The following is a 23,282-nucleotide window of genomic DNA, read 5'->3' as shown; positions in this document are numbered from 1 at the left end:
CTGATAGCCGGCGATTGCCCCATTTCGGTGAAGCTGGTTATCAACTTGCCTAGAAAATGAGCGGGAACATATTCCAGAGTTGAACAAGTTTCAGGACATACTGGCATTCGTGCGCGTTGCGGAATTGGGCAGCTTTACGTCGGCTGCCCGCACGCTGAGCTTTTCGACTTCCGCAGTCACCAAAAGCATCACGCGTCTGGAAGAGGATCTGGGTGCTCAACTGTTTCATAGAACGACGCGCCGGATGCATCTGACTGAATATGGTTCCGAGTTCTACGAGCGTTGCCGGAAAATCCTGCAAGATATGGACGATGCGGAGGCAGCGGTGCGCGAGCGCAGTATTGCGCCAAGCGGACTTGTGCGGATCGCACTGCCCCCGTCGTTCGGTCGGCGGACAGTCATCCCGGCACTTGCAGGTTTCTACCAGCGCTATCCCGACGTGACCCTCGAACTCTCCATGAAGCACCAGACCGCGAATCCTATCGAAGGCGGTTACGATCTGGTCGTGCACTCCGGGCGGTTGGCCGACTCGCGCCTCATCAATCGAATTCTCCTGCGTGGCCCGCAGAAGACGGTGGCGTCGCCCGCCTATCTTGAAAGTCACGGCAGACCTGAAACGCCAGACGATCTGCTTGGGCACAACTGCCTCGTCGGCGGCTTCGGCTCCAACTGGCACTTCAAGGGCCCAGGTGGAGAAGATCATGTCGTCCGCGTCGCGGGTAGCCTCGTGACCGACAGCGGGGACATCCTCCGCGAAGCTGCCGTGGCCGGCATTGGAATATCGCAGGCGACCTGGTGGATTTTTCGCGAAGACCTCGAAAGCGGTGATCTGGTCTCGCTTCTCGACGATTTCGAGATCGAGGCCGACCCGATTTCTATCGTCTTTCCAGCCCATAGGCGGACGCCGGTCAAGGTTCGCGCAGTCGTAGACTTTCTTTTGCAAATAACCCGCAATCGTTTCTGATTGCCAAAGGACCATCAAATGCTAGCAATCGCTTCCACCGGACAAGGGCTGAAAACAGCAGTGCCAGTCCTGTCCGTTTCCAACCTGACGACCTCCTTCAGGATCGACGGAGGATGGCGGCAGGTGGTCCGCAATGTGTCGTTTGATGTTGCGCCGAAAGAAACCTTGGCAATCGTCGGGGAGTCGGGCTCTGGCAAGAGTGTCACCTCGCTTTCAATCATGCGGCTCTTGCCGAAACACACGAGCCGTATCGAAGGATCGATAACGCTTGGCGGTTCAGAGATATCAAAACTGTCCGATAGGCAAATGCGCGAGGTGCGCGGCCGCGACGTGGCGATGATCTTCCAGGAACCTATGACCAGTCTCAACCCGATCTTCACCGTTGGTGACCAAATCGCCGAAGCATTGCTTTGCCACAATCGGTCACTGGCACGTGCGGACGCCAAAAACGAGGCACTTCGCCTCATGGACAAGGTCCAGATCGCATCAGCCGCCTCCCGCTACAGTGAGTATCCGCATCAGTTTTCCGGCGGAATGCGGCAGCGGGTCATGATCGCCATGGCGCTTGCAAGTCGCCCGAAGCTTCTCATTGCGGATGAGCCAACAACAGCGCTCGATGTCACCATCCAAGGACAGGTGCTGGATTTGATAAAGGGATTGCAGGATGAAGAGGAAATGTCGGTTCTTTTCATTACGCACGACATGGGCGTGGTGGCCGAGATGGCCGACCGGACCGTGGTGATGTATCGCGGGGAGAACATCGAGACTGCCGAAACGTCGAAAATCTTCAAGCATGCCTCTCACCCTTACACCCGTGCATTGCTTTCTTCGGTTCCAACGCTCGGCTCGATGAGCGGTCAAATGCAGCCTCTGCGATTTCCGCTTGTCGACATGAAAAGCGGGAAATCCAGGCCCGCTCCGCAGTCAACAAACACGGTTTCAGCAGACAAGCGTCCAGTTCTGGAGGTCCAGAATCTCACGACGCGCTTTGACGTGCACAGTGGATCGCTGGGCAAGCTCTCCGGTCGCGTTCATGCCGTCGAAAACGTCTCGTTTTCCATACAGCCTGGGGAGACCTTGTCGTTGGTCGGAGAATCCGGATGCGGCAAATCCACCACAGGCCGCACGATCATGCGGCTGCTGCGGCCGTCGTCCGGATCTGTTCTGGTCGATGGCAAGGACATCATGTCATTGGAACGGCAAGAACTCCGCGAGATGCGGCGCGGTGCCCAGATGATCTTTCAGGATCCGTACGCCAGCCTCAATCCGCGCATGCGCATAGGCGACGCCATTGCGGAGCCATATCTGACGCACAAGCTGGGAACCAAGCGTGAGGCCCGGGAAAAGGTCGCCGACCTGTTGCACCGGGTCGGCCTGACAGCGGATATGGCAGACCGTTTTCCGCATGAGTTCTCCGGTGGTCAGCGCCAGCGTATCTGCATAGCGAGGGCTCTTGCCCTCGATCCGAAACTGATCGTTGCCGACGAGTCCGTATCGGCGCTCGATGTCTCCATTAAGGCGCAGGTCATCAATCTGCTTCTCGACCTTCAGGAAAGCCTTGACCTGTCGTTCCTTTTCATCTCGCACGATATGGCTGTCGTGGAACGCGTCAGCCATCGCGTCGCCGTCATGTATCTGGGCGAAATCGTCGAGATCGGGCCGCGCTCTTCGGTGTTTGAAAACCCGCAACATCCTTACACGGAAAAACTGATGGCCGCGGTGCCGATACCAGACCCGTCAAGACGCCATATCCGTCGGCATTTGCAATCCTCAGAACTGCGGTCGCCGGTGCGGCCGGTGGACTACACGCCTGTTTCACGCCGATATCGCGAGGCCTACCCCGGCCATTTCGTTCAAGTTTGAGACAATGCAGCTGAATTAGATGGCGGCAGACAGGTAGACGGGCTGCAGCGGTCGTTTCCGGTTGCCGCTGCAGCCTCTTCTGCAAGCCGTGAAAATGTTCCGCCATGTCGGAGTAACTACTACCGAAGTCCTCAGACCACCGGAGGCACCTGCTTTATCCAGGGCAAGGAGTTCAGATCGTAAGCGGGTCAGCTGTTCAACGAAACGCGCGATAGGCGAGCAAACAGCTCCCGGCTGAAAGGTTCTCCAGTGATGGCTAATCATAGTCGCTCCCCGCGCCTCGCTGTACTGATCGATGCAGACAATGCGTCGGCGAAGATCGTCGATTTCGATGAGATCGCAAAGATGGGCGAGGCCAGCGTCCGGCGCATCTATGGCGATTTCGCCAGCCCGAGATCGAAAGCCTGGATCGATGTCCTGGCACGGCGCGCAAACATCCCGCAGCAACAATTCGCTTATACAACTGGCAAGAACGCGTCCGACATCACCTTGGTGATCGATGCGATGGATCTGTTGCACAGTGGTCGCTTCGACGGCTTCTGCCTGGTCTCGTCCGACAGCGATCTTGCCCGCTGGCGGCGCGTATCCGCGAGCAGGGTGTCGATGTCTTCGGCTTCAGAGAGCAGAAGACGCCGGAGAGTTTCCGCCAGGCCTGTCGACGCTTTACCTACACCGAGAACCTGCTGCCGGACGCGCCGGCCAATACGGAGTCGGCAGGAAGCAAATCCAAACCCCTTCAGCCGCCGAGCGCGGCCGCGCCGATCATCCGCCGCGTTCTCGATCAGGTCGAGACAGAAGATGGTTGGGCATCGCTGTCAGAGGTCGGCAAGCAACTGGCGAACCTGTCCTCCGACTTTGATCCCCGCAATTTTGGCTTCCGCAAGCTCAGCGATCTCGTCCGCGGAACCAATGCCTTCGAGATCGAACATTCGGAAGGGCGGGGCATGCGCATCCGCAACAAGCAGGCATCAGCGAAGCCTAAGCAGCGGTCGTGACCAACTGCACCATTGAACTGGAGTTTCTGGGGCCGGAAGCCGACTGGCGGCTTTTAGGCACCGGACCGCGAAAGCGGACGCTGGTCGATCAACCGGCGACAGCGACTGCAATCGGGCCGCTTCAGGACGGCTTCTTTGTTGCCCGATGTCTCCAAAACCAGACGTCGTACCTGCGATAAGCCCACCGAAGAGAACGAATCGGGCGCGCGTCGACAGACGTCGAACACGTCCCAGTGGTCCTTAGGCTTGGACGGGCAGAACCCCCATTTCGAATGTACTACCTTCGATTGCAGCTCGCACTAATTGGGATATAGTCGGGCTCCCGGGGGGGCTATGCGGATAGAATTTGTTGAAATTGCAAATTTCAGAAAGCTGATCTCAACGAGAATTGGCCTTTCTGCTGAAAAGACCGTCTTCGTTGGCGCGAATAACAGCGGGAAGACCTCAGCTATCACGGCCTTGCGGTACTTTCTCGTCGATCGGGAACGAACCAGCTTTTGCTTCAATGATTTTACGCTGTCTCATTGGCCGAGAATCGACGCAATGGGTGCTGCCTGGGAGGCGGCGCACGTAGCGCAGCAAGCCCTGCCGGAACCGGAGTGGGATGCGTTCCTGCCGTTTCTCGACGTTTGGATTCAGGTCGAAGAAAACGAAGTGCACTACGTTCAGGGCATCCTGCCGACGTTAGATTGGGGGGGAGGCCGCCTTGGCGTTCGCGTCAGGTACGAACCAAAGGATCGTGAACAACTCCAGAAAGATTACCTGGCAGCCCGCTCCAATGCCCGCGATCTGCAAACTGCGGGCGCTGCGCTTGCAGAAGAACAAGGTCAGGACGTTGCACAGTTTCAAGTCGCGATCTGGCCGCGGACATTGGTCGAATTTCTGCAACGCCGCGTCACGCATTACTTCACGATTCACACCTATGTGCTGGATCCGACCGCATGCGTCGATCCGCAGCATGGGCGGGCCCAACCGCAGGCTCTGCACGGAAGTGAGCCCATTGAGGGCGATCCGTTCAAGGGGCTTATCCGCATTGACGAAATCAGCGCGCAACGCGGCTTTGGCCATGCCGGCGAAAGCAACATTGACGACGGCGATGCGTCTGGATCGGGTTCGACGTCTCGCAAACTCTCGTCCCAGCTTCGGCAATACTATAAAAGCCATCTTGATCCGTATGAAAATCCGGATGCCAAAGACCTTCTCGCGCTCAAGGCGATCGAGGAAGCCCAAGAGGCATTCAATGTCCGCCTTAGCGACGGCTTTGAAAGCCCGCTTAAGGAGATGCACACGCTTGGCTATCCCGGCGTCACAGATCCCAAACTCAATATCTCAACGCGCTTGCGCCCCGTCGAAGGGCTCAACCACGATGCCGCAGTGCAATTTGTCGTGCCGATTCAAACGGGCGGCGCTCCAATCAACTTGTATCTGCCCGAAGATTCCAATGGGCTCGGCTATCAGAACCTCATTTCTATGGTGTTCCGTCTGATGGCGTTTCGCGACAGCTGGATGAGAGTTGGAAAGGCGCAAAGCAAAGCGTCCGATGACGCGATCATTCCGCCGCTGCATCTTGTTCTGATTGAAGAGCCCGAGGTGCATCTCCACACCCAGGTGCAACAGGTCTTTATCCGACAGGCCTACAAGATCCTTCGTAATCACGATCATTTAGGGGCAAATTCTAACTTCGTGACACAAATTGTGGTGAGCACCCATTCCAGCCACATTGCCCACGAATGTCACTTTGACTCTCTGCGCTACTTCCGAAGGCTCCCGGCCCGTGAGCACGCTATCCCAACATCATGCGTGGTGAACGTGGGCGAGGCTTTCGGCGGCGAGCAGGAAACCAAGCGCTTCGTGACCCGCTACCTGAAAGTCACGCACTGCGATCTATTCTTTGCCGACGCCGCCGTGCTGATCGAAGGACCGGCAGAGCGCATTCTCGTTCCCCATTTAGTAAACTCGCACACCGAGTTTCATAAGCTCGCTGAGAGCTACATCACATGGCTCGAAATCGGAGGCAGCCACGCCCACAAGCTACGCAGCCTCATCGAGAAGATCGGACTAACGACGCTGGTCGTGACTGACATCGATTCTTGCGACGCGGCGGGTTCCAGTGCGGCGCCCATGCGTGGGGCGAACTACACGACGCGCAACCACACCCTCAAAACGTGGTGGCCCGAGATCGCGGAATTGGACGCGTTGCTGGACAAGCCCGAGGCCGAAAAATCCAAGGACTATGACGCAGAACAATTCACGCTTCGCGTCGCGTATCAATGCCCGATCGAGGTCGAGTTCAAGGGTGCCACAGCCGAAGCTTTGGCGTACACGCTGGAAGACGCGATCGTCGTCGCCAACATCGAATTTTTCTCCACGCTTCCCGGTACCGGCCTCATCGCAAAATTCCGGTCGGACATCGAGAATAGCGTTGATTTTGCGGCGCTCAGCGCAGCCATGAAAGAAACGTTGAAGGGGGGCGGCAAAGCCGAATTCGCGCTAGACCTTCTTGAGATCGACAATCCCAGTGATCTGAAACCGCCCAAATACATTCGCGAAGGCTTGCTGTGGTTGGCAGCGCAGCTTGAGCAGAAGCAGACCGAGCTGGGGCTGGTCGCGATAGCGCCGGTAGAAGCCGAGGCTGGCGCCGATGCCGAGGCTGGCGTTGAGATCGCCGCGTGAACATTGATAGCGCTTCAGTTGGATCGAATGTCACGCGCGACGATCCGGTCGAGGACGAGATCGCGTCGTATCTCGATCTGGAAAATCCAACGAGTTTCTTCTTATTCGCTGGGGCAGGCTCCGGGAAAACCCGGTCACTCGTCAACGCACTTAGGCACATCGCTGCAAAATATCGGGATACGCTTCGGCTGCGGGCGAGGCACGTCGCGGTCATCACCTACACCAACGCTGCCTGTGACGAGATCACGCGTCGGCTGGAATATGATCCGCTCTTCGTCGTCAAAACCATCCATAGTTTTGCATGGTCGCAAATTCAGGGGTTCAACTCCGACATACGGGAATGGCTGCGCGTAAATCTTCAGACGGAAATCGCCGATTTGACAGCCGAGGAGGCCAAGGGCCGCGCCGGTACGAAAGCGTCCGCAGCGCGGCTGACGTCAATTGGATCAAAGCAGCGTCGCCTTGCTCGACTCGATGAGATCAAGGCTTTCACCTACAATCCCAACAGCGATAACCGCGAGCGCAACGCCCTCAATCACAGTGAAGTCATCAAGATTTTTGCGACCTTCCTGCTTGAGAAGTCGCTAATGCAGCGAATGTTCGTCGAGAAATATCCGTTCCTGCTGATCGACGAGAGCCAGGACACAAACAAGACGCTGATAGACGCCCTCCTGACGGTTCAACAGGCGCACGCGAGCCGTTTCTGCTTGGGACTCATCGGCGACACCATGCAGCGCATTTATCTGGACGGCAAAGAGAACATCGAAAGCTCGTTGCCGCCGGGCTGGAAAACGCCCGAGAAGGTGCTGAACCATCGTTGCCCCAAGCGTATTGTGCGTCTTATCAACGCCATTCGATTGGGTGCAGACGAGCAGGTTCAGGAGCCTCGCGACGACGCGATTGAAGGATGGGCGCGACTGTTCGTGTTCCCCGTCGATACGCCGGATAAGCCCGCGATGGAGGATGAGGTTCGTGCCTATATGGCAGCTCTCACCGATGATGCGGGTTGGAGTGACCGCGACCAGTGTAAGATTCTCACGCTCGAGCACCACATGGCCGCGAAGCGGATGGGGTTTGGGCAGCTGTTCGAGGCGATTGCGCCGATCGAAGCGTCCCGCACAGCGTTTCTCGACGGCAGCTTCGCGCCGACACGATTTTTCACGCACAGCGTTCTTCCGCTCGTTACGGCCACCCAACGAGGCGATAAGTTCCTTGCGACCAAGCTCATCCGTGAAGCGTCGCCGCTTTTGAGCAAGGACACGCTTAAAGGCTCCGAAAAGCCCTTAAATCAACTGCGCACCGCGCAGGCGGCGATCGATAGCCTGATGTCGCTCTGGGCGAATGGCGAACCCACTTGCGGCGCCGTTCTGGAAAACGTCGCGAGCACCAATCTATTTGTTGTGCCCGATAGCCTCAAAGCCGCCCTGGCAGCATTGAGTGCGGAGCCGGTCGTTTCTGACGACGACGAGGAGGCTGACCCGGTTGGCGACAATATCGCCGCGCTGCTGACCCTTCTGGATTGTCCGTTCTCGATGATTGCGCCCTACGCTTCATATGTCGCGCACGAGGCCTCCTTTGACACCCATCAGGGGGTCAAAGGCCTCGAATTTGATCGCGTAATGGTCCTCATGGACGACGGGGACGCACGCGGCTTTCTATTCGGATACGACAAGCTGCTTGGAGCCAAAGGGCTGAGCGCCAGCGATTTGAAGAATGCTCAAGAGGGGAAGGATTCCTCAATCGATCGCACTCGACGGCTGTTTTACGTCACTTGCAGCCGAGCCAGATCGAGCTTGGCGCTTATTGCTTACTCAGCCGATCCCGGCGCGATGAAAGCGCATGTGATCCAGTCAAACCTTTTCAAAGAGGATGAGGTTTTTGTTGGCCTTCCGGCATAGGACGGCAGCGGTTCGCGCGCAGGTACTCGTGCAATCGTTAAAACACACGCCAACGAACGCGAGGTTTTCGTCATTCAGTACGCGATAGTCGAAAGCGAACGGCGCGAGGCCACGTCAGGAGCGCGCGGAATGTGCGCTACCTGCGGCGCAGCGATGGTTGCTAAATGCGGCCCGCGCATCATCCACCATTGGGCGCATGTCTCCCGCCGCGATTGCGATCCGTGGTGGGAAAATGAAACCGTGTGGCATCGGGAATGGAAAGGGTTGTTTCCGGTGGAGTGCCGCGAAATCCATCACGTAGCGCCTAATGGGGAAATCCATCGCGCCGACATCAAGACCGCCAGTGGTATTTACGTAGAGGTCCAGCACTCGAGCATGACCGACGCCGAGCGTCATTCACGCGAAGCATTCTATCAAAACCTAGTCTGGGTGATCGACGGGCGCGGCTTCCGCCAGAATTTCGACATTTATCACATGCTGCCGGACCCAGAGTCGGAGCTGGCCCAAGACCTTGTGTGGGCCAAAGCCACGCGCCCGATGAGGGGCACTGCGAACGGCATGTTTTTCCGGCTCTCGAGAAACCGGGACCACTACCCCGACGCAACCAAGGCGACCCTCAAAGGTGGATGGATCGAGAGCTATCATACGATCCAGAACGATATCGAGGCGTCCTATTGCGGCCATCACCAATATGATTGGGTGCGCCCGCGCAAAACCTGGCTTGATGCGACGTGCCCGGTCTACATCGACTTTGGGGACGATCTATTTGTGAAGCTGGAAACCTACGACACGAGTGGCCTGCCGTGCATACGACGCGTCGATAAGCGTAAGTTCGTGCATGACGCGATGACCGAAACCCGCGCAATCGACATTGCGACGCGATTCTATCCAATCCCCAAGTCGCCAAAATACTAGTCAATCCGCGAACAATCCGGGAAGCGCCCCCGCGCACTGAGCGCCCAGATGTTCTTCGTCGCGTCCGGGCGCGAAGCGGCCATTCACGGGTCTCAGCCCCTCACGTCCGCTTTTGCGCAAAGGCAAAGTTAGCCTGAAGTGGCGTGGCTAAACTACGCATCTCGGGGACCAGTCGCTGGCTTCTCGAAGCGCACGCCTGCTCCACCGCCATTCTCCGGAATGAACGAGATGCCCGCTAGCTCGAATGCCCGACGAATTGCGCCAAGATTGTTGCGATGAGGAGTACGTATTCCCCGCTCGAAGTCGACGACAGTTGTCTTTGAGACTGCGGAAGCCTCGGCTAGCTCACCTTGGCTCCAACCAAGCATAGCCCTGGCCGCTCTGCACTGCTCCACTGAAATCGAACTCATTATCTAAAGTCGTTATTTTTGATTGACATTGGTCAAAAAACTCGTGTTAATAGCGGCAGCTGGTAAACCTAGCCAGACGGCCGACGAGATGTTGCTGCACCTGCCTGACCAAACCCAAGCTGGTTGGAGCTCGGATCATGGCTGATTCCGACAATAGCACGACTTTGCCTTTCGTCACGCGCGGGCGAAAGATGGAAATGCATGCAAGCCACAAGGACCGTCAGGCGGCCAATTCCAAGGTTGGCCAACGAATCGCTGTCTCAGACCTTGCTGTCACAGTTGGGCAAGCTTGGAACTCAGCCCGCCAGCGAACACTGGCTCTTTGCCGCCGCCAGCAGAAACTGGAAGGCAAGCTCGCCAGGATCGCCGGCTTCCCGGAAACTGAGCAGATCCATGCTACGTCACCTACCCTCTGCAAACGTTCCGACGCGGCTCGCCAAACCCGCTGGCAAATCAAGGATGCCCAACTCGGCTATTCCCGCGCCAAGGAAGCGGAGCAGCGTGCCGCTGATACACAGCAAAAAATTCTTGAGCAGCTTGCGGCAACGCCCGCAGGAACGCTTGAAGGCGTCATCGCCAAGCTCGAAGTCATTCTGCTTGAAGGCAAGGAGTGTGACGACGACCCTAAATTTCCGTGGCCTCACATTAGATCTATTATCGACGACTTGAAATATTTATCTGACCTACCTGTGAACATTGAAAAATAGACTTGAGTTTTGCGATATTCTCCATCCATTTCCGACTTTTTCCCGCAACCTTCTGGATCAGGATTACGCCTTACCGAAAATTGAGAGTGAAAAACTCCAATCAACTGGATCTTTCAAATTGCACACGAACGACAACACCCCGGACTTTTCAGAACTTCACAGCCGCTCGGCATTTGCAGACAGACATGCCACTGAGCTCTGGCAGACCATCTGCATGGACGATCAAGCCACTGTTGAAGGTGCCGCTTCCTGGCATGCATCTGACCCTGCGGGCGTCGCGGCATCGCTCAAATCTCGGTTCAACGAGGCGGCCGTCGATGTTGCCTGCTGGTGTGCCGTGCAAGNGACAACACCCCGGACTTTTCAGAACTTCACAGCCGCTCGGCATTTGCAGACAGACATGCCACTGAGCTCTGGCAGACCATCTGCATGGACGATCAAGCCACTGTTGAAGGTGCCCGTTCCTGGCATGCATCTGACCCTGCGGGCGTCGCGGCATCGCTCAAATCTCGGTTCAACGAGGCGGCCGTCGATGTTGCCTGCTGGTGTGCCGTGCAAGCCGACGGCAACGAGCCTTATTTTCGGGCTTGGCTGAATGTGTTCAAGCTGCTGAAGGACGAGCAGCAGCAAGCCGACCTTCCCGNCGAGGCGGCCGTCGATGTTGCCTGCTGGTGTGCCGTGCAAGCCGACGGCAACGAGCCTTATTTTCGGGCTTGGCTGAATGTGTTCAAGCTGCTGAAGGCCGAGCAGCAGCAAGCCGCCCTTCCCGACAGCAACACCTAGCGTAACTCTCCTGTAGTCAGGGAGCCTCAACCATATCGACGCTTTCGCGCGGCGCTTTCGACTCACCATCGGAAGCCGAATCTTATCCGGGGAGCCTTAACCAAGCGGAATCAGCAGGTTAGAAAAAAGTGGGACAGTCGGCAGCACGCAAATTCATTATGTTTTTTCCTGCGCCTGTCTCAACGGAGATGGTGGCGACATGACCTCGAACACCCTCCGCCAGCTAATAACCGACAAGCGCCGGCAACACATCTTTTCGGAGACTGCACTGGCCACAACGTGGCGCGGTGCTGCCGGTGCGAGAGGCCGATCCACTGCGACAGCTGTGCCTGCCAGCACCGTCAGAACTTCCTCGACGGTATGGTGGTGAGCCGGAGCCCCCATTCCTGGGCCACCCATTGCTTAAAGATGTAAAGTTGTGTCGTTCCCGTGTGGGCCGAGACAAGCATGCGCGATCGCACCCCGTACGCATTCCTCCAAGCTATGGTCCGTATGAATGACAGCGTCCAAGCGGGTACCCCCAGCTTAAGTCTTTTGCTGCCTGTCTGAAATATGCCTCTCCTGGCTCTCGAACAATGTACCTACGCTGGAAAGCGGCCAGCGCCTTCGAGGAAATCGGGAGAACTATTTCCAGTCAAGCGGGCGATCGGCTCGACATCCAGATACAAGTCAGGTGCAGCGAACTCCATCTGCCCAAATCGCGTCCGGGAGTAGTTGGTGCTCGGTGGCAACGGTACTACCGCTTGCCGCTTTCATTCGCGATTTCGGTTAGCTTCGCGGCTACGCCATGAAGTATTCCCTGGAACATGTTCAACTCGGCCTCGGAAAGCTTTCCGAATAGCTGTTTGGCAAATTCGGTTGTCTCCGACTGCATTCTTGCAAAGGATTCCTGGCCGTTTGGGGTCAGAACGATGACAGCGGCACGCCTGTCCGTCGGATGTGCCGTCCGTAGAACGAAACCCGTCTCTTCGAGTGCGTCGATAAGCGTAGTGACGTTGCGGGGTGTGACCTTCAATTCCGCAGCCAGTTCCCTCTGCGTCAACTTTCCTGCCTCTCCCAAAATCCATAGCACCTGAGCCCTGGTCAGCGTCAGGCCACGTTCGGCAAGGCCGCGCTCCATGTCAGCGGACATGAGGGTAGTCACCAGAAATAGCTGCGACAGCGCGTCACGACATTTTGATGTATGATCATCATTGTGTATCATATTCACTATGTGCTCTATGCCTATTTAGATGTCAACGTGGAGACCCTGACGTGCTCGCCATCCATACCTCCCCCCTAGAGAACATCGCATTGATGAATAACGCATTCGCAGCCCTGCGACGCCAAGACCTCGATGCGTGTACCGAACTCATGTCACCGGACTTCATAATTAACTTGGCAGGCATGCCACATCAAATGCGCGGTCATCGCGCTTGGCGAAAGAACGCGGAGCTGTTCTTCAAGGCATTTCCCGACATGCAGATTGAAACACAGGACATGTTTGCGAACGATGACCGGGTCGCGGTTCGCTTCCGCTTCACGGGAACCCATAAAGGCGAATTTCTGGGAAATCAGCCGACAGGCAATCGGGTCGACTACCAGAGTTACGAAATCTACCGGATTGCCGACGGGAAGATCGCCGAAGAGTGGATCTGTTCTGACTTGCTGACGATTTTGACCCAGATAGGCGCGTTTCCAGCAAGGCAACTCCTGCTCATGTGGCTGGCAGGATACAGAGTCTGGTTCGGGGCCGTTTGCTGACGGTCCGCTTTTGCGGGCGCATCGCAGATATCAGTCAATCGATGATTGAGCGCCCTGCGACGTCAGAGGCTGTCCGTTATAGGTTGATGAGTGACCTAAGGCGAAGCCTCGAGGTCGGAATGCCAATATCCTTGGCTGCGGACCACGTCGCCACTTCGTTGCTATGAAAGCTGACAGTCCAATGAGCGTTTGGGTGCACATGATCTAGAACGGCACTGAAATATGGTTCATCGACCTGTGCCAGTGAATGCCCGAGAACGAATACCTCGGTGACGGTATTGAGGCCTTCGAAGAAGGCCCTGTTACGAGCGAGGATGTCCGTGGTCGGCTTGAATGTCTCGGCCAGCAGGTCATCAATCAGCTGGAAGCCTCCGGCAACACGGACATCGGTTTCCTCGCTCGTGAAGCGCGAGCGAAGGTCGGAAGTTTGGCGATCCCACCCGTGTCCTAATACGATCTCAGCGGTGGAATCCGAGGCTGATCCGTGAATATGCAGGACGCGACTGTCGTGAACACCGTAGATGCGCTGAAGGGTAGCGGTGTAGTTGAAATTCAGAAAGAAAGCGCTCGAATCAATACATCTCACTGGAACAGCAGCATGAGGCGGAATTTCAAGCTGGCGGACCCAATCGGCAAAATGCTTACGAAGTTTTTTTGAAATCGCATCACAAATCTGCTCGATTTCATACTCGTAGTCGTGGTGGCCAGAGTCACTCCAATCGTCCGCGCCGTAAGAAACTAGATAGCTCTCCGCATAATCTTCGATCTGATCCACGTCGACTTCGGCGAGCCGCTCCTCAAGGTAGCTCCACTGATTTTTCTCAGGCACGACATAGTCTTCAGCGATGCTGAAAGTACGTCGATCCACGCGCTCGAGATAGGATGCGAAGTCCGAATATTGTGACGCAATTCGATGATGTAAGTCGAAGCCATTCCCGATGATAAAAAGCTGGTTTGCCAATCATACCTCGCAGTTTCGTCTGCGCACGATTACATAACGGGTGAAGTATACGTCGTCATAAATCGTGGACGCAATGGCATCTTTCTTCTGACAGCTACAGTAAGGCCTCGCCAGGCTAACGTTGCTACAGTCCCTCATGTGAAGTACGGCTAGGCCTACACGCTCGCGCGTGGGAAGTGATTTCCCACCCTGCACCACCACCGATAGGGGCGGATTTCGAACCGGCCACAAACGGGCCGGTCTTGATCTACACTACGTCGCATCCGCGCAGCTTGCTGTTCATGACGAGGTCAAACGGCGCGCCCAATGTGTCCTTCGCAGTCAAGAAGAAACGGATCGCCCGTAGGTCTAGAGCCGACACGAGGGGAGTTACCTGAGCGGAATCAATGATATTTCTGGCTTCGGTTGTTAAACGCGGGCTTGGTTCCTTCCAAGACCGTAACAACGTGTTTGTTTATGAGGGGCGCTTCGATTGCTCCAGACACGTAGATGATTTTCGGATTTTCTTTTCGGTCGAACTCCGCAAAGATGATCTGCTCGGCATCGCATACAACGGCGAGATTCGGATTGTGCGTGACCATGATAATCTGGCGGTTCTGTTTTGCCTGTTCGAGAACCGGAACAAGCAAACTTACCACGGTCTCGTTATCTAGATTTTCTTCCGGTTGGTCTAGAACGATTGGGTTCCGGCCTTTGTCAACTAACAGGTAAAAAATCAACAGTAGTGCACCGCGCTGGCCAGGCGAAAGTTGCTCGATCTGGGTGTCCTGGAAAAGCAGGGTGTATTTTGGTTCTAGATATTCCAGGCCGAATATGAAGTCATAGACTTCTACGGGCTCACGATCCTTGCGAAGTACAGTACGTATACCTTCACCACCGCCTGATATCCGGTTCGAAGCATCCCTCACGAGAGCATCCATATCGTCGACGAACTGGGTCGCATGATCTCTCGCTGTGAAATCGTGCTTTTCAAAGCGCGACCGCACTGCGGCGAGACTTTCTTCTTCTCCTCGCAACTCTCCGGCATTCTGTTTGATCAGATTGAACAAGCGAGACGCAATCGCCTCCACGGAAGCGCCGAGCTTGGCGACAAATTCCAGCTTGTATCCTTCTCTTATCAGTGTGTTGCCTTGGATAAGGGATTGAAGAGGGGAGAATAGTTCGGCCCGACCTTCACGCTGGGCGGCCAGAAGGTCATATATCTCACCCGCCAACTCGCGCCTGTCTTCGCGTTTCTTGCCGAGCGCGTCCGGTAAAACTTGCAGCTGTGACAAGCGGGCGGTCAGGCCGCGAACGCTCTCAGCCGAAGTTTCTGTTCCTTCCAGCGTTGCCAAGGTCTTTTGCCACCGTTCCATTGCAGCCAGATAGTCCTGGTGCATTTGTTGCGGCTCATTGAGCGTGCTTGCGAGCGCCAGCCGCGCTTTCTGAATTACTTCCTTCCGTTGCTCAAACTGGGCGGCCCGTTCGATCAGTTTAGCGTTTTCGTCAGCGAAGGCACTTTCCAGATCGGCCAGTTTTGCCACATCGCTCTTATATTGAACGACGTCGGCTATCTGCAGGCCGATGTTCGTCAGGTCCGCCGAGATGCCCGACCGCAGCTCGCCCAACTGAGATTCAAAAATCGCCACTCTGGCGTTGATGTTCTTGATAGAGCGCCGCTTTGAGGCAACGAGGACCTGCTGTTCCTTCGTTTTTTCAAGCGCCTCCGCCAATTGCGTCATCTCTTCGGATAGGGCGACAAGCTGCAATGTCGCGTCCTGTTGTTCAGCTGAAAGCTCGTCGGTCGGGGCAGGGACTTCCTTCGGGACGGCGGCCTTATGCTCTGCAACTTGCTGTCGCTTCAAGGACAGCTGCTCCTCAAGGTTCGATTTCAATGCAGGATTTAGCTGATCCTCGATATGGACGATTTCCTCATTCAGCGTTCGCAGTCGTTTTCGGAGTTCCCCAACCTTAGCTCGATGAACCTCTTCCTGCTTTTCAATAAGTTGGTCGAAATCTAGGGCCCCATCCGCCACCTCGGTGGGAACATGGGTGAAGATAACGGACCGAAGCTCATTCTCGAAGGCATTGGACGTGCCCATGACGTGTTCGTTACATAGGGCTTCGAAGCGACCCTGTGGGATATACTTCACCAGCTCGACCCGTTCTGCAGAGGGGTTGTCGCTCAGAACCATCGAGCCAGGCTCGCCTGCAAGCCAGTTCAACGTTCCCTCGAAATGGTGCGCGGGCTCGCCGTTCTTTCCACGGAACCGTTTGGCTTGAAGGAAGGAGAAGTGCTTCTGCTGCTGCGAATTCCCAAGCAAAGCGATCACATCTGCAAGTGCGCTCTTGCCGCTGCCCTTGTTCCCGATGATCGCAACCAGGTCATGGTTCAAATTCACTTCGACGCCATCGAGCCAATCGTCTGCAAAGGTGCTGGTTGCCACTTTTTTGATCGCGATCTTGTCGATGTAAAAGGTTTTGAGGGAGTTCACCAGTTCCAGCTTGGGCGGCATCGCGCCGAGGAATGACCGCTTCGCAGGTTCGCGAATTGCCTGCAAAAGTCCTTCCCAGGTGGGGTCAGCCTTGATCCACGTCTTTTTGTTTGAGGGAAAGTCGCCATATCCGCGGTGGTTGTTATCGCCTGCAACGCCGCGAAACCGATGAGAGTCGCTGCCCGAGACTGCCAGCCTCGGCACATTTCCCAACGCTGTTTGAAAGGCTGCGAGCCATTTCTTATTGCCGGGTGTTTCAACGCCTGCAAATGCAGCCCAGAGATTGTGGTCGCGGGTCTCGAAAATTGGCGATGTTTCGAAGAGGCTTAGTGAATATGCGTAGTGTTCATTGCGCTCAATCTCGGTCAAACCGTCATTCGTCGAGAATGGCATAAACCCAACAGCCATTCCGTTTGGGACCCTACGTATTGCCTCCTTGTATGCGTCGCAATTGATCTCACCTATCGTGTGGCCTGCTTGGAGCGCTATTGTTTCATCGTCCTCAACGTCAGCTTTCTTGAAGCCGTGGTGAGCAAGTTTTTCCGCCGATGCGCGGCGTGCGTAGTCTGCAAGCGCCGCGTCAGACAGCGGTCGATCAATTAGCTCTAGCTTCTGAGCGGAAAGGAAATCTCGGAGGTGCTGGTCTTGGATTTTGTCAGAGAAAACGACATGTGCGTTCAACCTACCGCGCATCGGAGCTGACAGACGAAGCTCTATTCCCGGAAAGACGGTCTTTTCAAGCTTGGGAGCCGTCGGGTCCTGTAACCTCCGCTTTAGGGCGAACCATCCCTCGAACGTGAAGTAATCCATGAACGCGAACACTTGCGGTTCGGCTTCGTTCAGGCCGACGATCAGATCGTCGATAATTCCGTTATTTTGGACATCATTGCCTGGGACGAATCGTACGCCTTCCCAGTGAAATGAGGCTGGCGTATGAATGTGAAGGTCCCACAGTCTCCATTCGGAACCACGCGGATACGCAGTATTCCCAAGCATATGTTGCCCGTCTGTCAAAGCTAGAGATTCTACTGGCAAGCTACATTGCCCACCTTTTATGGTCTACTGGTCGTATCCGAGTTTTCAACATATAGGGGAATTCGGGTTACGCGTTCCGGCAATCTGAGGTGGCGACCCATCTATGATCAGTGGGGAATGACGGCAGGGTCGGCTCAAGCCAGAGTTCGGCGGGATCTGTATGGTCCGCTTCATGGGTGCATCATCGCGCGGTGGTGTCGGCGGAAGAGACCTTCAAGTCGCCGAATCCCGACTACACGACGGCGATTTGACCGCTGTCAATGCCGGTAGTGTCACGCTGGCAACACTTCAGCACGAAAATGTCTTAGAGTATCTTGAACCGCCTCGTGATTCTGGTTGAGGCGACAGTATTGGGCGGGGCGAATGCAGGTTGTATACCTCGGTCGGGGAAGCCGCCGCACCAATCCGCCGCCGCAACCCGATGGCGATGTCATTGAGCTCCTGTCCAACAATTGGGACGACTACGGCTACAAGACCAGCTTTCCGGTCACCTGCCGTCTGGGCGGCGAGATCGTGGAACTGCCGGGGCTGAAGCTCCTGGTCGAGGACGCCTACACCTCGAGCACGGCGCTGGACGCGCTGCGGGCTGACGGCTGGGACGGCGTCTTTCCGATACCGGACACCAACTATGTGTCCGTCCCGACCGAAATCACCTTCTACGAACAGGTCGAGGGCGCGCTGGGCATCGACGTCGCGATCGCGGTCGCAAAGCTGCTGCGCGACGCGAGCTATCTCGTTCAGATCGCCGATGACGCCGACGCCAAAGCCCTGGTCGACAGCGAGGGGTTCCGCAACTCGCTGCAGCGCGAGCGCGCCAGCACGCAGACGTTCATCGACGGCTGGCGCGTGTTTGAACGCCAGGCGATCGCGGTGATGGACCTCGGCTTCCAGTTCGAGAATGTTTTCGGAAACTCCACGACGCTTGAACTGAAGTTCCAGCCCCGCACCCGGCTGCCGCATGACGTCAATGTGCTGATCGGGCCCAATGGCTACGGTAAATCGCAGCTGCTGCACCAGATCGTGCGGGACTGGATTTCGCCGTCCGAGGAGGAGGAGACAGGCTTCGTCGAGAAGCCCAACGTGAGCCAGCTCGTGGTGGTGTCCTACAGCCCCTTCGAGCGGTTTCCGGTCGATCTCGCCGGACGCAAGCTGCAGGATCAAGACGCCTATCGCTATTTTGGCCTGCGGGGTCGCACGACGCCCTCGGATACGAGCAAGCGCGGCCGTATCACGCTCTCGCACGACTACCCGAAGCGCAACGCCGCGCAGTCGCTGATCCAGTGCCTGGCGGATGACCGGCGTCTCCGATCGATCCGGGATTGGTCGCACAAGGTCGCGACGATGGAGCGCGTGCTGCGCACCGCCATCGGCTTCGACTTTGCCGCGGTCGAGGTCGCCGCGCGCAAGCGACCGCAATCCTTCTACCGCGACACCGGCCTGGTGGAACCGCTCGCGCTTGATGTTGGGGAAGGAGCAGAGCGAAGGCGTTATATCCCGATCGGGTCCGATCGGATCGACGAGCTCGACGATGAACGGCTGACGGCGTCGCTCGAGGCCGCCTCCGGCGTCACCTTCTTCCTTGACGGGCAGCCGATCGAGCTCAGCTCGGGCCAACGCCTCTTCGCCTATATCGTCATCAACATCCTGGGTGCGATCCGCCGCAACAGCCTGATCCTGGTCGACGAGCCGGAGTTGTTCCTGCACCCCACGCTCGAGATCCAGTTCGTCGACATGCTCAAAACGATCCTCTCGCGATTCAACTCCAAGGCGCTGCTGGCGACGCATTCGGTCGTGACGGTGCGCGAGATTCCCTCGGACTGCGTGCACGTTTTCGAGAAGACCGACGACGACGTCGTCCTCAAGCATCCGCCTTTCCAGACGTTCGGCGGCGATTTCCAGCGCATCTCATCCTACGTGTTCGGCGACAAGGCCGTCTCGAAGCCCTTCGAAGCGTGGATCAAGGCGCAGCTCGACGAGTCCGAATCCGCCGACGCGCTCATCGCCGAGCTGGGCGCTGATCTGAATGAAGAACTGATTATCCAGATCAAGGCGATGGAGCGTGGTCAGTGGTGATGCGGCTTGTGGCGCCTGCGGCGTGCAGTCTCCAGCTCGTGGATGACGTTGTCGCCGAGCGCCAAGGCGGCAAGAACGCCGGCTTCTTCACGGGCATCGCGCAGGAGTGGCGAGATAGGGTTCAAGCCTATATCGAAGGCGCAGGATCACCCGCGCTCGTCCAGACCTGGCCCGACATCGAGCACAAGAAGAACAGCTTCCTTAATCTCTATCTCTCCCCTGCAGACGGCTCAGTCCAGGGCAACGTCCTTGCGGCCATGCGCGCCCATGAGCTGTCGCTTTGCCCGGCCTGCGGCGAGGCAGGCGCGCCGAACACGCTGGATCATTATTTGCCCAAGGGCAGATTCCCGCATTTTTGCGTGACCCCATACAACCTCTTTCCGATGTGCGACGCGTGCCAAACCAACAAGAAAGAGAAGACGGGTGACGCCGTCGATCCGCGCTTTTTCTTGCATCCCTATTTTGATGTGTTCGTCGCCAATCAGGTGATCGCTGTGTCGGTCGATCCGCCGTTTGATGCGCCAACCTTCGATTTAGCGCCGGCGGCGGGATTGACCGCACCGCAGACCGCGCTCGTCAGTCGGCATCTCCGGGAACTGGGTATCCTGCAGCGATATGCGCGCTTCTTCCGAAACGAGTATCAGCGGCTGCTGAGGCTCGTGGACCGACTGAGGGCTGCAGGGCTTGATGTCGAGGAGCATTTGATCAGCTTTCGCGATCATGCCGCGGTTCCGACAAGCAATGCCTGGCAACATGTGTTCTACGCCGCAGTTGTCGCGAACCCTGGATTGCTCGCCTATCTCAGAAATGACAATCTGCCGCCATACCGATGATGGGTCCGATCAGTTTTACATTGTCAGTGCTCCTAGCGGATTTTATCCCTCAGGTATGCGCTCAAGGCTTGGCGGCAGTGTCTGCTTTTGGTGAACGAAATTGATCGCCTTAATGACTGATTAGCGGGCGCGAAGCGGCCATTGATAGCGAAACGAATGTAGAAGAACAGCTACGAACGCTGCCTCAATCTTACGCCAACCCCTCCGCCATTCTCTGGGATGAATTCGATCCCTCCAGCCTCCAGCGCCGCCTGCAACGCTACGATCGTCAGACGATTGGCCTTTAGGCGACCGGGCAAGGGTTCAAGCCTCTTGATGGTGGCAATCGATACATTAGATTTTTCTGCGAGCAATTTCTGATCCCACTGCAATAGGGCACGACCGGCACGAACCTGTTCGCTAGTAAGAAAAATGATACTTTTAGTATCGTTTGATGCCTCAGGGCTTGATAAGTGATCAGATTCCATGTACTGCCTAAATGCTCGCTTCGGACTCGTCTCGCACTACATGTCCGAAACGCGCCAATATTGACGGCCGACCGGCCTGACCAAACCCAAGCTGGTTGGAGCTCGGATCATGGCTGATTCCGACAATAGCACGACTTTGCCTTTCGTCACGCGCGGGCGAAAGATGGAAATGTATGCAAGCCACAGGGACCGTCAGTCGGCCTATTCCAAGGACGGCCAAGGAACCACTGTCCCAGACCTTGCTGTTGCTGCTGCGCAAGCGTGGAATTCCGCCCGCCAGCGAACATTGGCCCTTTGCCGCCGCCAGCAAAAGCTGGAAGGCAAGCTCGCCAGGATCGCCGGCTTCCCAGAAACTGAGCAGATCCATGCTACGTCCCCTACCCTCTACAAACGTTCCGACGCGGCTCGCCAAACCCGCTGGCAAATCAAGGATGCCCAACTCGGCTATTCCCGCGCCAAGGAAGCGGAGAGCGTGCCGCTGATACACAGCAAAAAATTCTTGAGCAGCTTGCGGCAACGCCCGCAGGAACGCTTGAAAGCGTTATCGCCAAGCTCGAAGTCATTCTGCTTGAAGGCAAGGAGTGTGACGACGACCCTAAATTTCCGTGGCCTCACATTAGATCTATCATCGACGACTTGAAATATTTATCTGACCTACCTTTGAACATTGGAAAATAGAATTGAGTTTTGCGATATTCTGCATCCATTTCCGACTTTTTCCCGCAACCTTCTGGATCAGGATTACGCCTTACCGAAAATTGACAGTGAAAAACTCCAATCAACTGGATCTTTCAAATTGCACACGAATGACAACACCCCGGACTTTTCAGAACTTCACAGCCGCTCGGCATTTGCAGACAGACATGCCACTGAGCTCTGGCAGACCATCTGCATGGACGATCAAGCCACTGTTGAAGGTGCCGCTTCCTGGCATGCATCTGACCCTGCGGGCGTCGCGGCATCGCGAGGCGGCCGTCGATGTTGCCTGCTGGTGTGCCGTGCAAGCCGACGGCAACGAGCCTTATTTTCGGGCTTGGCTGAATGTGTTCAAGCTGCTGAAGGTCGAGCAGCAGCAAGCCGCCCTTCCCGACGACAACGACACCTAGCGCAACCCTCCTGCAGTCAGGGAACCCCAAACCATACCGATGCCTTCGCGCGGCGCTTTCGACTCCCCCGAGTCCTATCAATCCGCCAAGCGCACCAATTATTGCCCCACCGCAAAGGCGGAAGCGTGACCGCTGTCAGACGGCGTAGCTGCTATTTTTTCCATCACCGTTCTATCTGGCCAACCATAACGTTCGTCGAGGTGCCTGAGACACAAGATAAAAGATCGGATTGTTGGGGCTCCGGCCCCCTCCTGCTCGACGGGTGACGGGAGGAAGAGTTCCGGGCAGGCTCCATCGGTTCAACCGGTTAGGAGGTATGCCATGGAGCTGTTCGTCGGTCTTGATGTGTCTGTTCGCACCACCAGCGTATGCGTGATGGACGTGAGCGGTAAGCTCATCCGAGAGAGCAAGGTCGAGAGCGAGCCAGAGGCAATCGCCGATCTGCTTCATGCGATCGGCGGACCGTACAAGCGGGTGGGCCTTGAGGCCGGGCCGCTGTCGCAATGGCTCTACAGCGGCCTGGCGAGCGCAGGGTTTCCCGTGATCTGCGTCGAGACGCGGCACATGAAAGCCGCGCTCTCGGCGCAGATCAATAAGACCGATCGTAACGATGCCCGCGGCATCGCGCAGATGATGCGGGTCGGGCTCTACAAGCCGGTGCACGTCAAGACGGTCCGGAGCCAAGAGATCCGGATGCTGCTGACCGCCCGCAAGTTCGTGCAGACGAAGATCCTCGACGCCGAGAACAACCTGCGCGGCCTGCTGCGCAACTTCGGCCTCAAGGTCGGCGCCGTGACCCGGCTTCACTTCGAGCGGCGCATCGTCGAACTGCTCGAACAATCGCCGCATCTGCGGCAGATCATCGAGCCGCTTCTCGCGGTGCGACGGGTGTTGCGGGAACAGTTCCAGCATCTGCACAAGGCGATGGGGCGACTGGCCGAGAGCGATGAGACCTGCAAGCTGCTGATGACGGCGCCCGGCGTCGGTCCGATGGTTGCACTGAGCTTCCGGGCTGGTGTCGACGAACCAGCCCGCTTCAGCCGATCACGCTCGATTCCGGCCCATTTCGGGCTGACGCCCTCGCGCTATCAGTCGGGAGAGATCTAACGGGACCGCGGCATCTCGAAGTGCGGCGATGCCGGCATCCGCTGGGTGCTGGTCGAGGCCGCCGGGATTTTGCTGCGGATCTCGAAGAAGAGCTCGCCGCTGAAGGCATGGGGGCTTGCGGTCGCCCGACGGCGTGGCATGGCGAGGCGACCATAGCCGTGGCTCGTCGCCTGGCGGTCATCCTGCATCGGATGTGGGTCGACAACACGCCCTTTCGCTGGGAGGCCAAACCTGCCTAAGGCAGGGGTTCAGAGTTCCGCGTCGCTGCGCGGATA

General features: G+C 56.9%; 16 protein-coding genes and 2 pseudogenes. 13 read left to right on the top strand and 5 right to left on the bottom strand.

The genetic code is table 11. The annotated features are described in order from the left end of the window. The first annotated feature begins 79 nt into the window (after positions 1 to 79). The 6 genes and pseudogenes from ASC75_RS13170 (at position 80) to ASC75_RS13150 (ending at position 9,308) form a co-directional block, all read left to right on the top strand. Positions 80 to 964 carry a LysR family transcriptional regulator gene (locus ASC75_RS13170; protein WP_055975857.1) on the top strand — a complete coding sequence of 295 codons (885 nt, stop codon included), beginning with the start codon at positions 80 to 82 and terminating at the stop codon, positions 962 to 964. An 18-nt stretch (positions 965 to 982) separates the two neighbouring features. After that, on the top strand, positions 983 to 2,827 hold the full coding sequence (locus tag ASC75_RS13165) for an ABC transporter ATP-binding protein (protein WP_055975854.1): 1,845 nt from the start codon (positions 983 to 985) through the stop codon (positions 2,825 to 2,827). A gap of 252 nt (positions 2,828 to 3,079) precedes the next feature. Further along, a pseudogene (locus tag ASC75_RS25510) lies at positions 3,080 to 3,822 on the top strand (NYN domain-containing protein). A gap of 333 nt (positions 3,823 to 4,155) precedes the next feature. After that, positions 4,156 to 6,495 carry an AAA family ATPase gene (locus ASC75_RS13160; RefSeq protein WP_055975851.1) on the top strand — a complete coding sequence of 780 codons (2,340 nt, stop codon included), beginning with the start codon at positions 4,156 to 4,158 and terminating at the stop codon, positions 6,493 to 6,495. Then, a complete protein-coding gene (locus tag ASC75_RS13155; RefSeq protein ID WP_055975847.1) occupies positions 6,492 to 8,393 on the top strand; it encodes a UvrD-helicase domain-containing protein in 1,902 nt (633 codons plus the stop codon). The genes ASC75_RS13160 and ASC75_RS13155 overlap by 4 nt, the downstream gene beginning before the upstream one ends. Before the next feature lie 129 nt (positions 8,394 to 8,522). Beyond that, positions 8,523 to 9,308, top strand: a complete 786-nt coding sequence (locus ASC75_RS13150) for a CoiA-like domain protein (protein ID WP_210309545.1) — start codon at positions 8,523 to 8,525, stop codon at positions 9,306 to 9,308. Positions 9,309 to 9,460: 152 nt separating this feature from the next. Here the strand turns inward: ASC75_RS13150 and ASC75_RS25505 are convergent, their stop codons facing one another. Then, positions 9,461 to 9,718 (bottom strand): helix-turn-helix transcriptional regulator, encoded by a 258-nt coding sequence (locus ASC75_RS25505; RefSeq protein ID WP_280137957.1) that lies wholly within the window; start codon positions 9,716 to 9,718, stop codon positions 9,461 to 9,463. A 137-nt stretch (positions 9,719 to 9,855) separates the two neighbouring features. Between ASC75_RS25505 and ASC75_RS13145 the strand changes: the two genes are divergently transcribed. Next, positions 9,856 to 10,425, top strand: a complete 570-nt coding sequence (locus tag ASC75_RS13145; RefSeq protein WP_156381254.1) for a hypothetical protein — start codon at positions 9,856 to 9,858, stop codon at positions 10,423 to 10,425. A gap of 1,519 nt (positions 10,426 to 11,944) precedes the next feature. Here ASC75_RS13145 and ASC75_RS13135 read toward each other — a convergent pair. Next, positions 11,945 to 12,340 carry a MarR family transcriptional regulator gene (locus tag ASC75_RS13135; protein ID WP_055975835.1) on the bottom strand — a complete coding sequence of 132 codons (396 nt, stop codon included), beginning with the start codon at positions 12,338 to 12,340 and terminating at the stop codon, positions 11,945 to 11,947. Positions 12,341 to 12,462: 122 nt separating this feature from the next. Between ASC75_RS13135 and ASC75_RS13130 the strand changes: the two genes are divergently transcribed. After that, a complete protein-coding gene (locus ASC75_RS13130) occupies positions 12,463 to 12,951 on the top strand; it encodes an ester cyclase (RefSeq protein ID WP_200943454.1) in 489 nt (162 codons plus the stop codon). Positions 12,952 to 13,027: 76 nt separating this feature from the next. On the opposite strand, the gene ASC75_RS13125 is transcribed toward ASC75_RS13130, so the two are convergent. Together ASC75_RS13125 and ASC75_RS13120 are read right to left on the bottom strand one after the other, a co-directional pair. Further along, the gene (locus ASC75_RS13125) at positions 13,028 to 13,912 is read right to left on the bottom strand and encodes a bacteriophage abortive infection AbiH family protein (RefSeq protein WP_055975831.1); all 885 of its coding nucleotides are present in this window, start codon (positions 13,910 to 13,912) and stop codon (positions 13,028 to 13,030) included. 383 nt (positions 13,913 to 14,295) lie between these two features. Further along, entirely contained in the window at positions 14,296 to 17,382 is a 3,087-nt protein-coding gene (locus ASC75_RS13120; RefSeq protein WP_055975828.1) for a TrlF family AAA-like ATPase, read from the bottom strand. A 375-nt stretch (positions 17,383 to 17,757) separates the two neighbouring features. Between ASC75_RS13120 and ASC75_RS13115 the strand changes: the two genes are divergently transcribed. Both ASC75_RS13115 and ASC75_RS13110 read left to right on the top strand, forming a co-directional pair. Then, the gene (locus ASC75_RS13115; protein ID WP_244487830.1) at positions 17,758 to 19,494 is read left to right on the top strand and encodes an ATP-binding protein; all 1,737 of its coding nucleotides are present in this window, start codon (positions 17,758 to 17,760) and stop codon (positions 19,492 to 19,494) included. A 38-nt stretch (positions 19,495 to 19,532) separates the two neighbouring features. Next, positions 19,533 to 20,327, top strand: coding sequence for a hypothetical protein (locus ASC75_RS13110; RefSeq protein ID WP_156381252.1), 795 nt, complete (start codon positions 19,533 to 19,535; stop codon positions 20,325 to 20,327). 170 nt (positions 20,328 to 20,497) lie between these two features. Here the strand turns inward: ASC75_RS13110 and ASC75_RS25500 are convergent, their stop codons facing one another. Next, positions 20,498 to 20,794, bottom strand: coding sequence for a hypothetical protein (locus ASC75_RS25500; RefSeq protein WP_082496559.1), 297 nt, complete (start codon positions 20,792 to 20,794; stop codon positions 20,498 to 20,500). A gap of 109 nt (positions 20,795 to 20,903) precedes the next feature. Between ASC75_RS25500 and ASC75_RS13105 the strand changes: the two genes are divergently transcribed. The 3 genes and pseudogenes from ASC75_RS13105 (at position 20,904) to ASC75_RS13095 (ending at position 23,246) form a co-directional block, all read left to right on the top strand. After that, complete coding sequence (locus ASC75_RS13105; protein ID WP_156381251.1) at positions 20,904 to 21,434, top strand: hypothetical protein; 531 nt, start codon at positions 20,904 to 20,906, stop codon at positions 21,432 to 21,434. A gap of 40 nt (positions 21,435 to 21,474) precedes the next feature. Continuing rightward, positions 21,475 to 21,900 (top strand): hypothetical protein, encoded by a 426-nt coding sequence (locus ASC75_RS26015; protein ID WP_156381250.1) that lies wholly within the window; start codon positions 21,475 to 21,477, stop codon positions 21,898 to 21,900. Positions 21,901 to 22,221: 321 nt separating this feature from the next. Then, positions 22,222 to 23,246: pseudogene (locus ASC75_RS13095) on the top strand (IS110 family transposase). Positions 23,247 to 23,282 lie beyond the last annotated feature (36 nt).

It is taken from the genome of Aminobacter sp. DSM 101952 (assembly GCF_001424795.1).
GTDB classification, from domain to species: domain Bacteria; phylum Pseudomonadota; class Alphaproteobacteria; order Rhizobiales; family Rhizobiaceae; genus Aminobacter; species Aminobacter aganoensis.
Note: the sequence above shows the minus strand (reverse complement) of the source record. Positions and strands in the feature narration are given on the sequence as shown.

Coding starts and splice junctions, on each gene's coding strand:
- ASC75_RS13165 (WP_055975854.1), top strand. CDS start 983: ATGCTAGCAATCGCTTCCACCGGACAAGGGCTGAAAACAGCAGTGCCA.
- ASC75_RS13160 (WP_055975851.1), top strand. CDS start 4,156: ATGCGGATAGAATTTGTTGAAATTGCAAATTTCAGAAAGCTGATCTCA.
- ASC75_RS13150 (WP_210309545.1), top strand. CDS start 8,523: ATGTGCGCTACCTGCGGCGCAGCGATGGTTGCTAAATGCGGCCCGCGC.
- ASC75_RS25505 (WP_280137957.1), bottom strand. CDS start 9,718: ATGAGTTCGATTTCAGTGGAGCAGTGCAGAGCGGCCAGGGCTATGCTT.
- ASC75_RS13145 (WP_156381254.1), top strand. CDS start 9,856: ATGGCTGATTCCGACAATAGCACGACTTTGCCTTTCGTCACGCGCGGG.
- ASC75_RS13135 (WP_055975835.1), bottom strand. CDS start 12,340: ATGTCCGCTGACATGGAGCGCGGCCTTGCCGAACGTGGCCTGACGCTG.
- ASC75_RS13120 (WP_055975828.1), bottom strand. CDS start 17,382: ATGCTTGGGAATACTGCGTATCCGCGTGGTTCCGAATGGAGACTGTGG.
- ASC75_RS25500 (WP_082496559.1), bottom strand. CDS start 20,794: ATGGAATCTGATCACTTATCAAGCCCTGAGGCATCAAACGATACTAAA.
- ASC75_RS13105 (WP_156381251.1), top strand. CDS start 20,904: ATGGCTGATTCCGACAATAGCACGACTTTGCCTTTCGTCACGCGCGGG.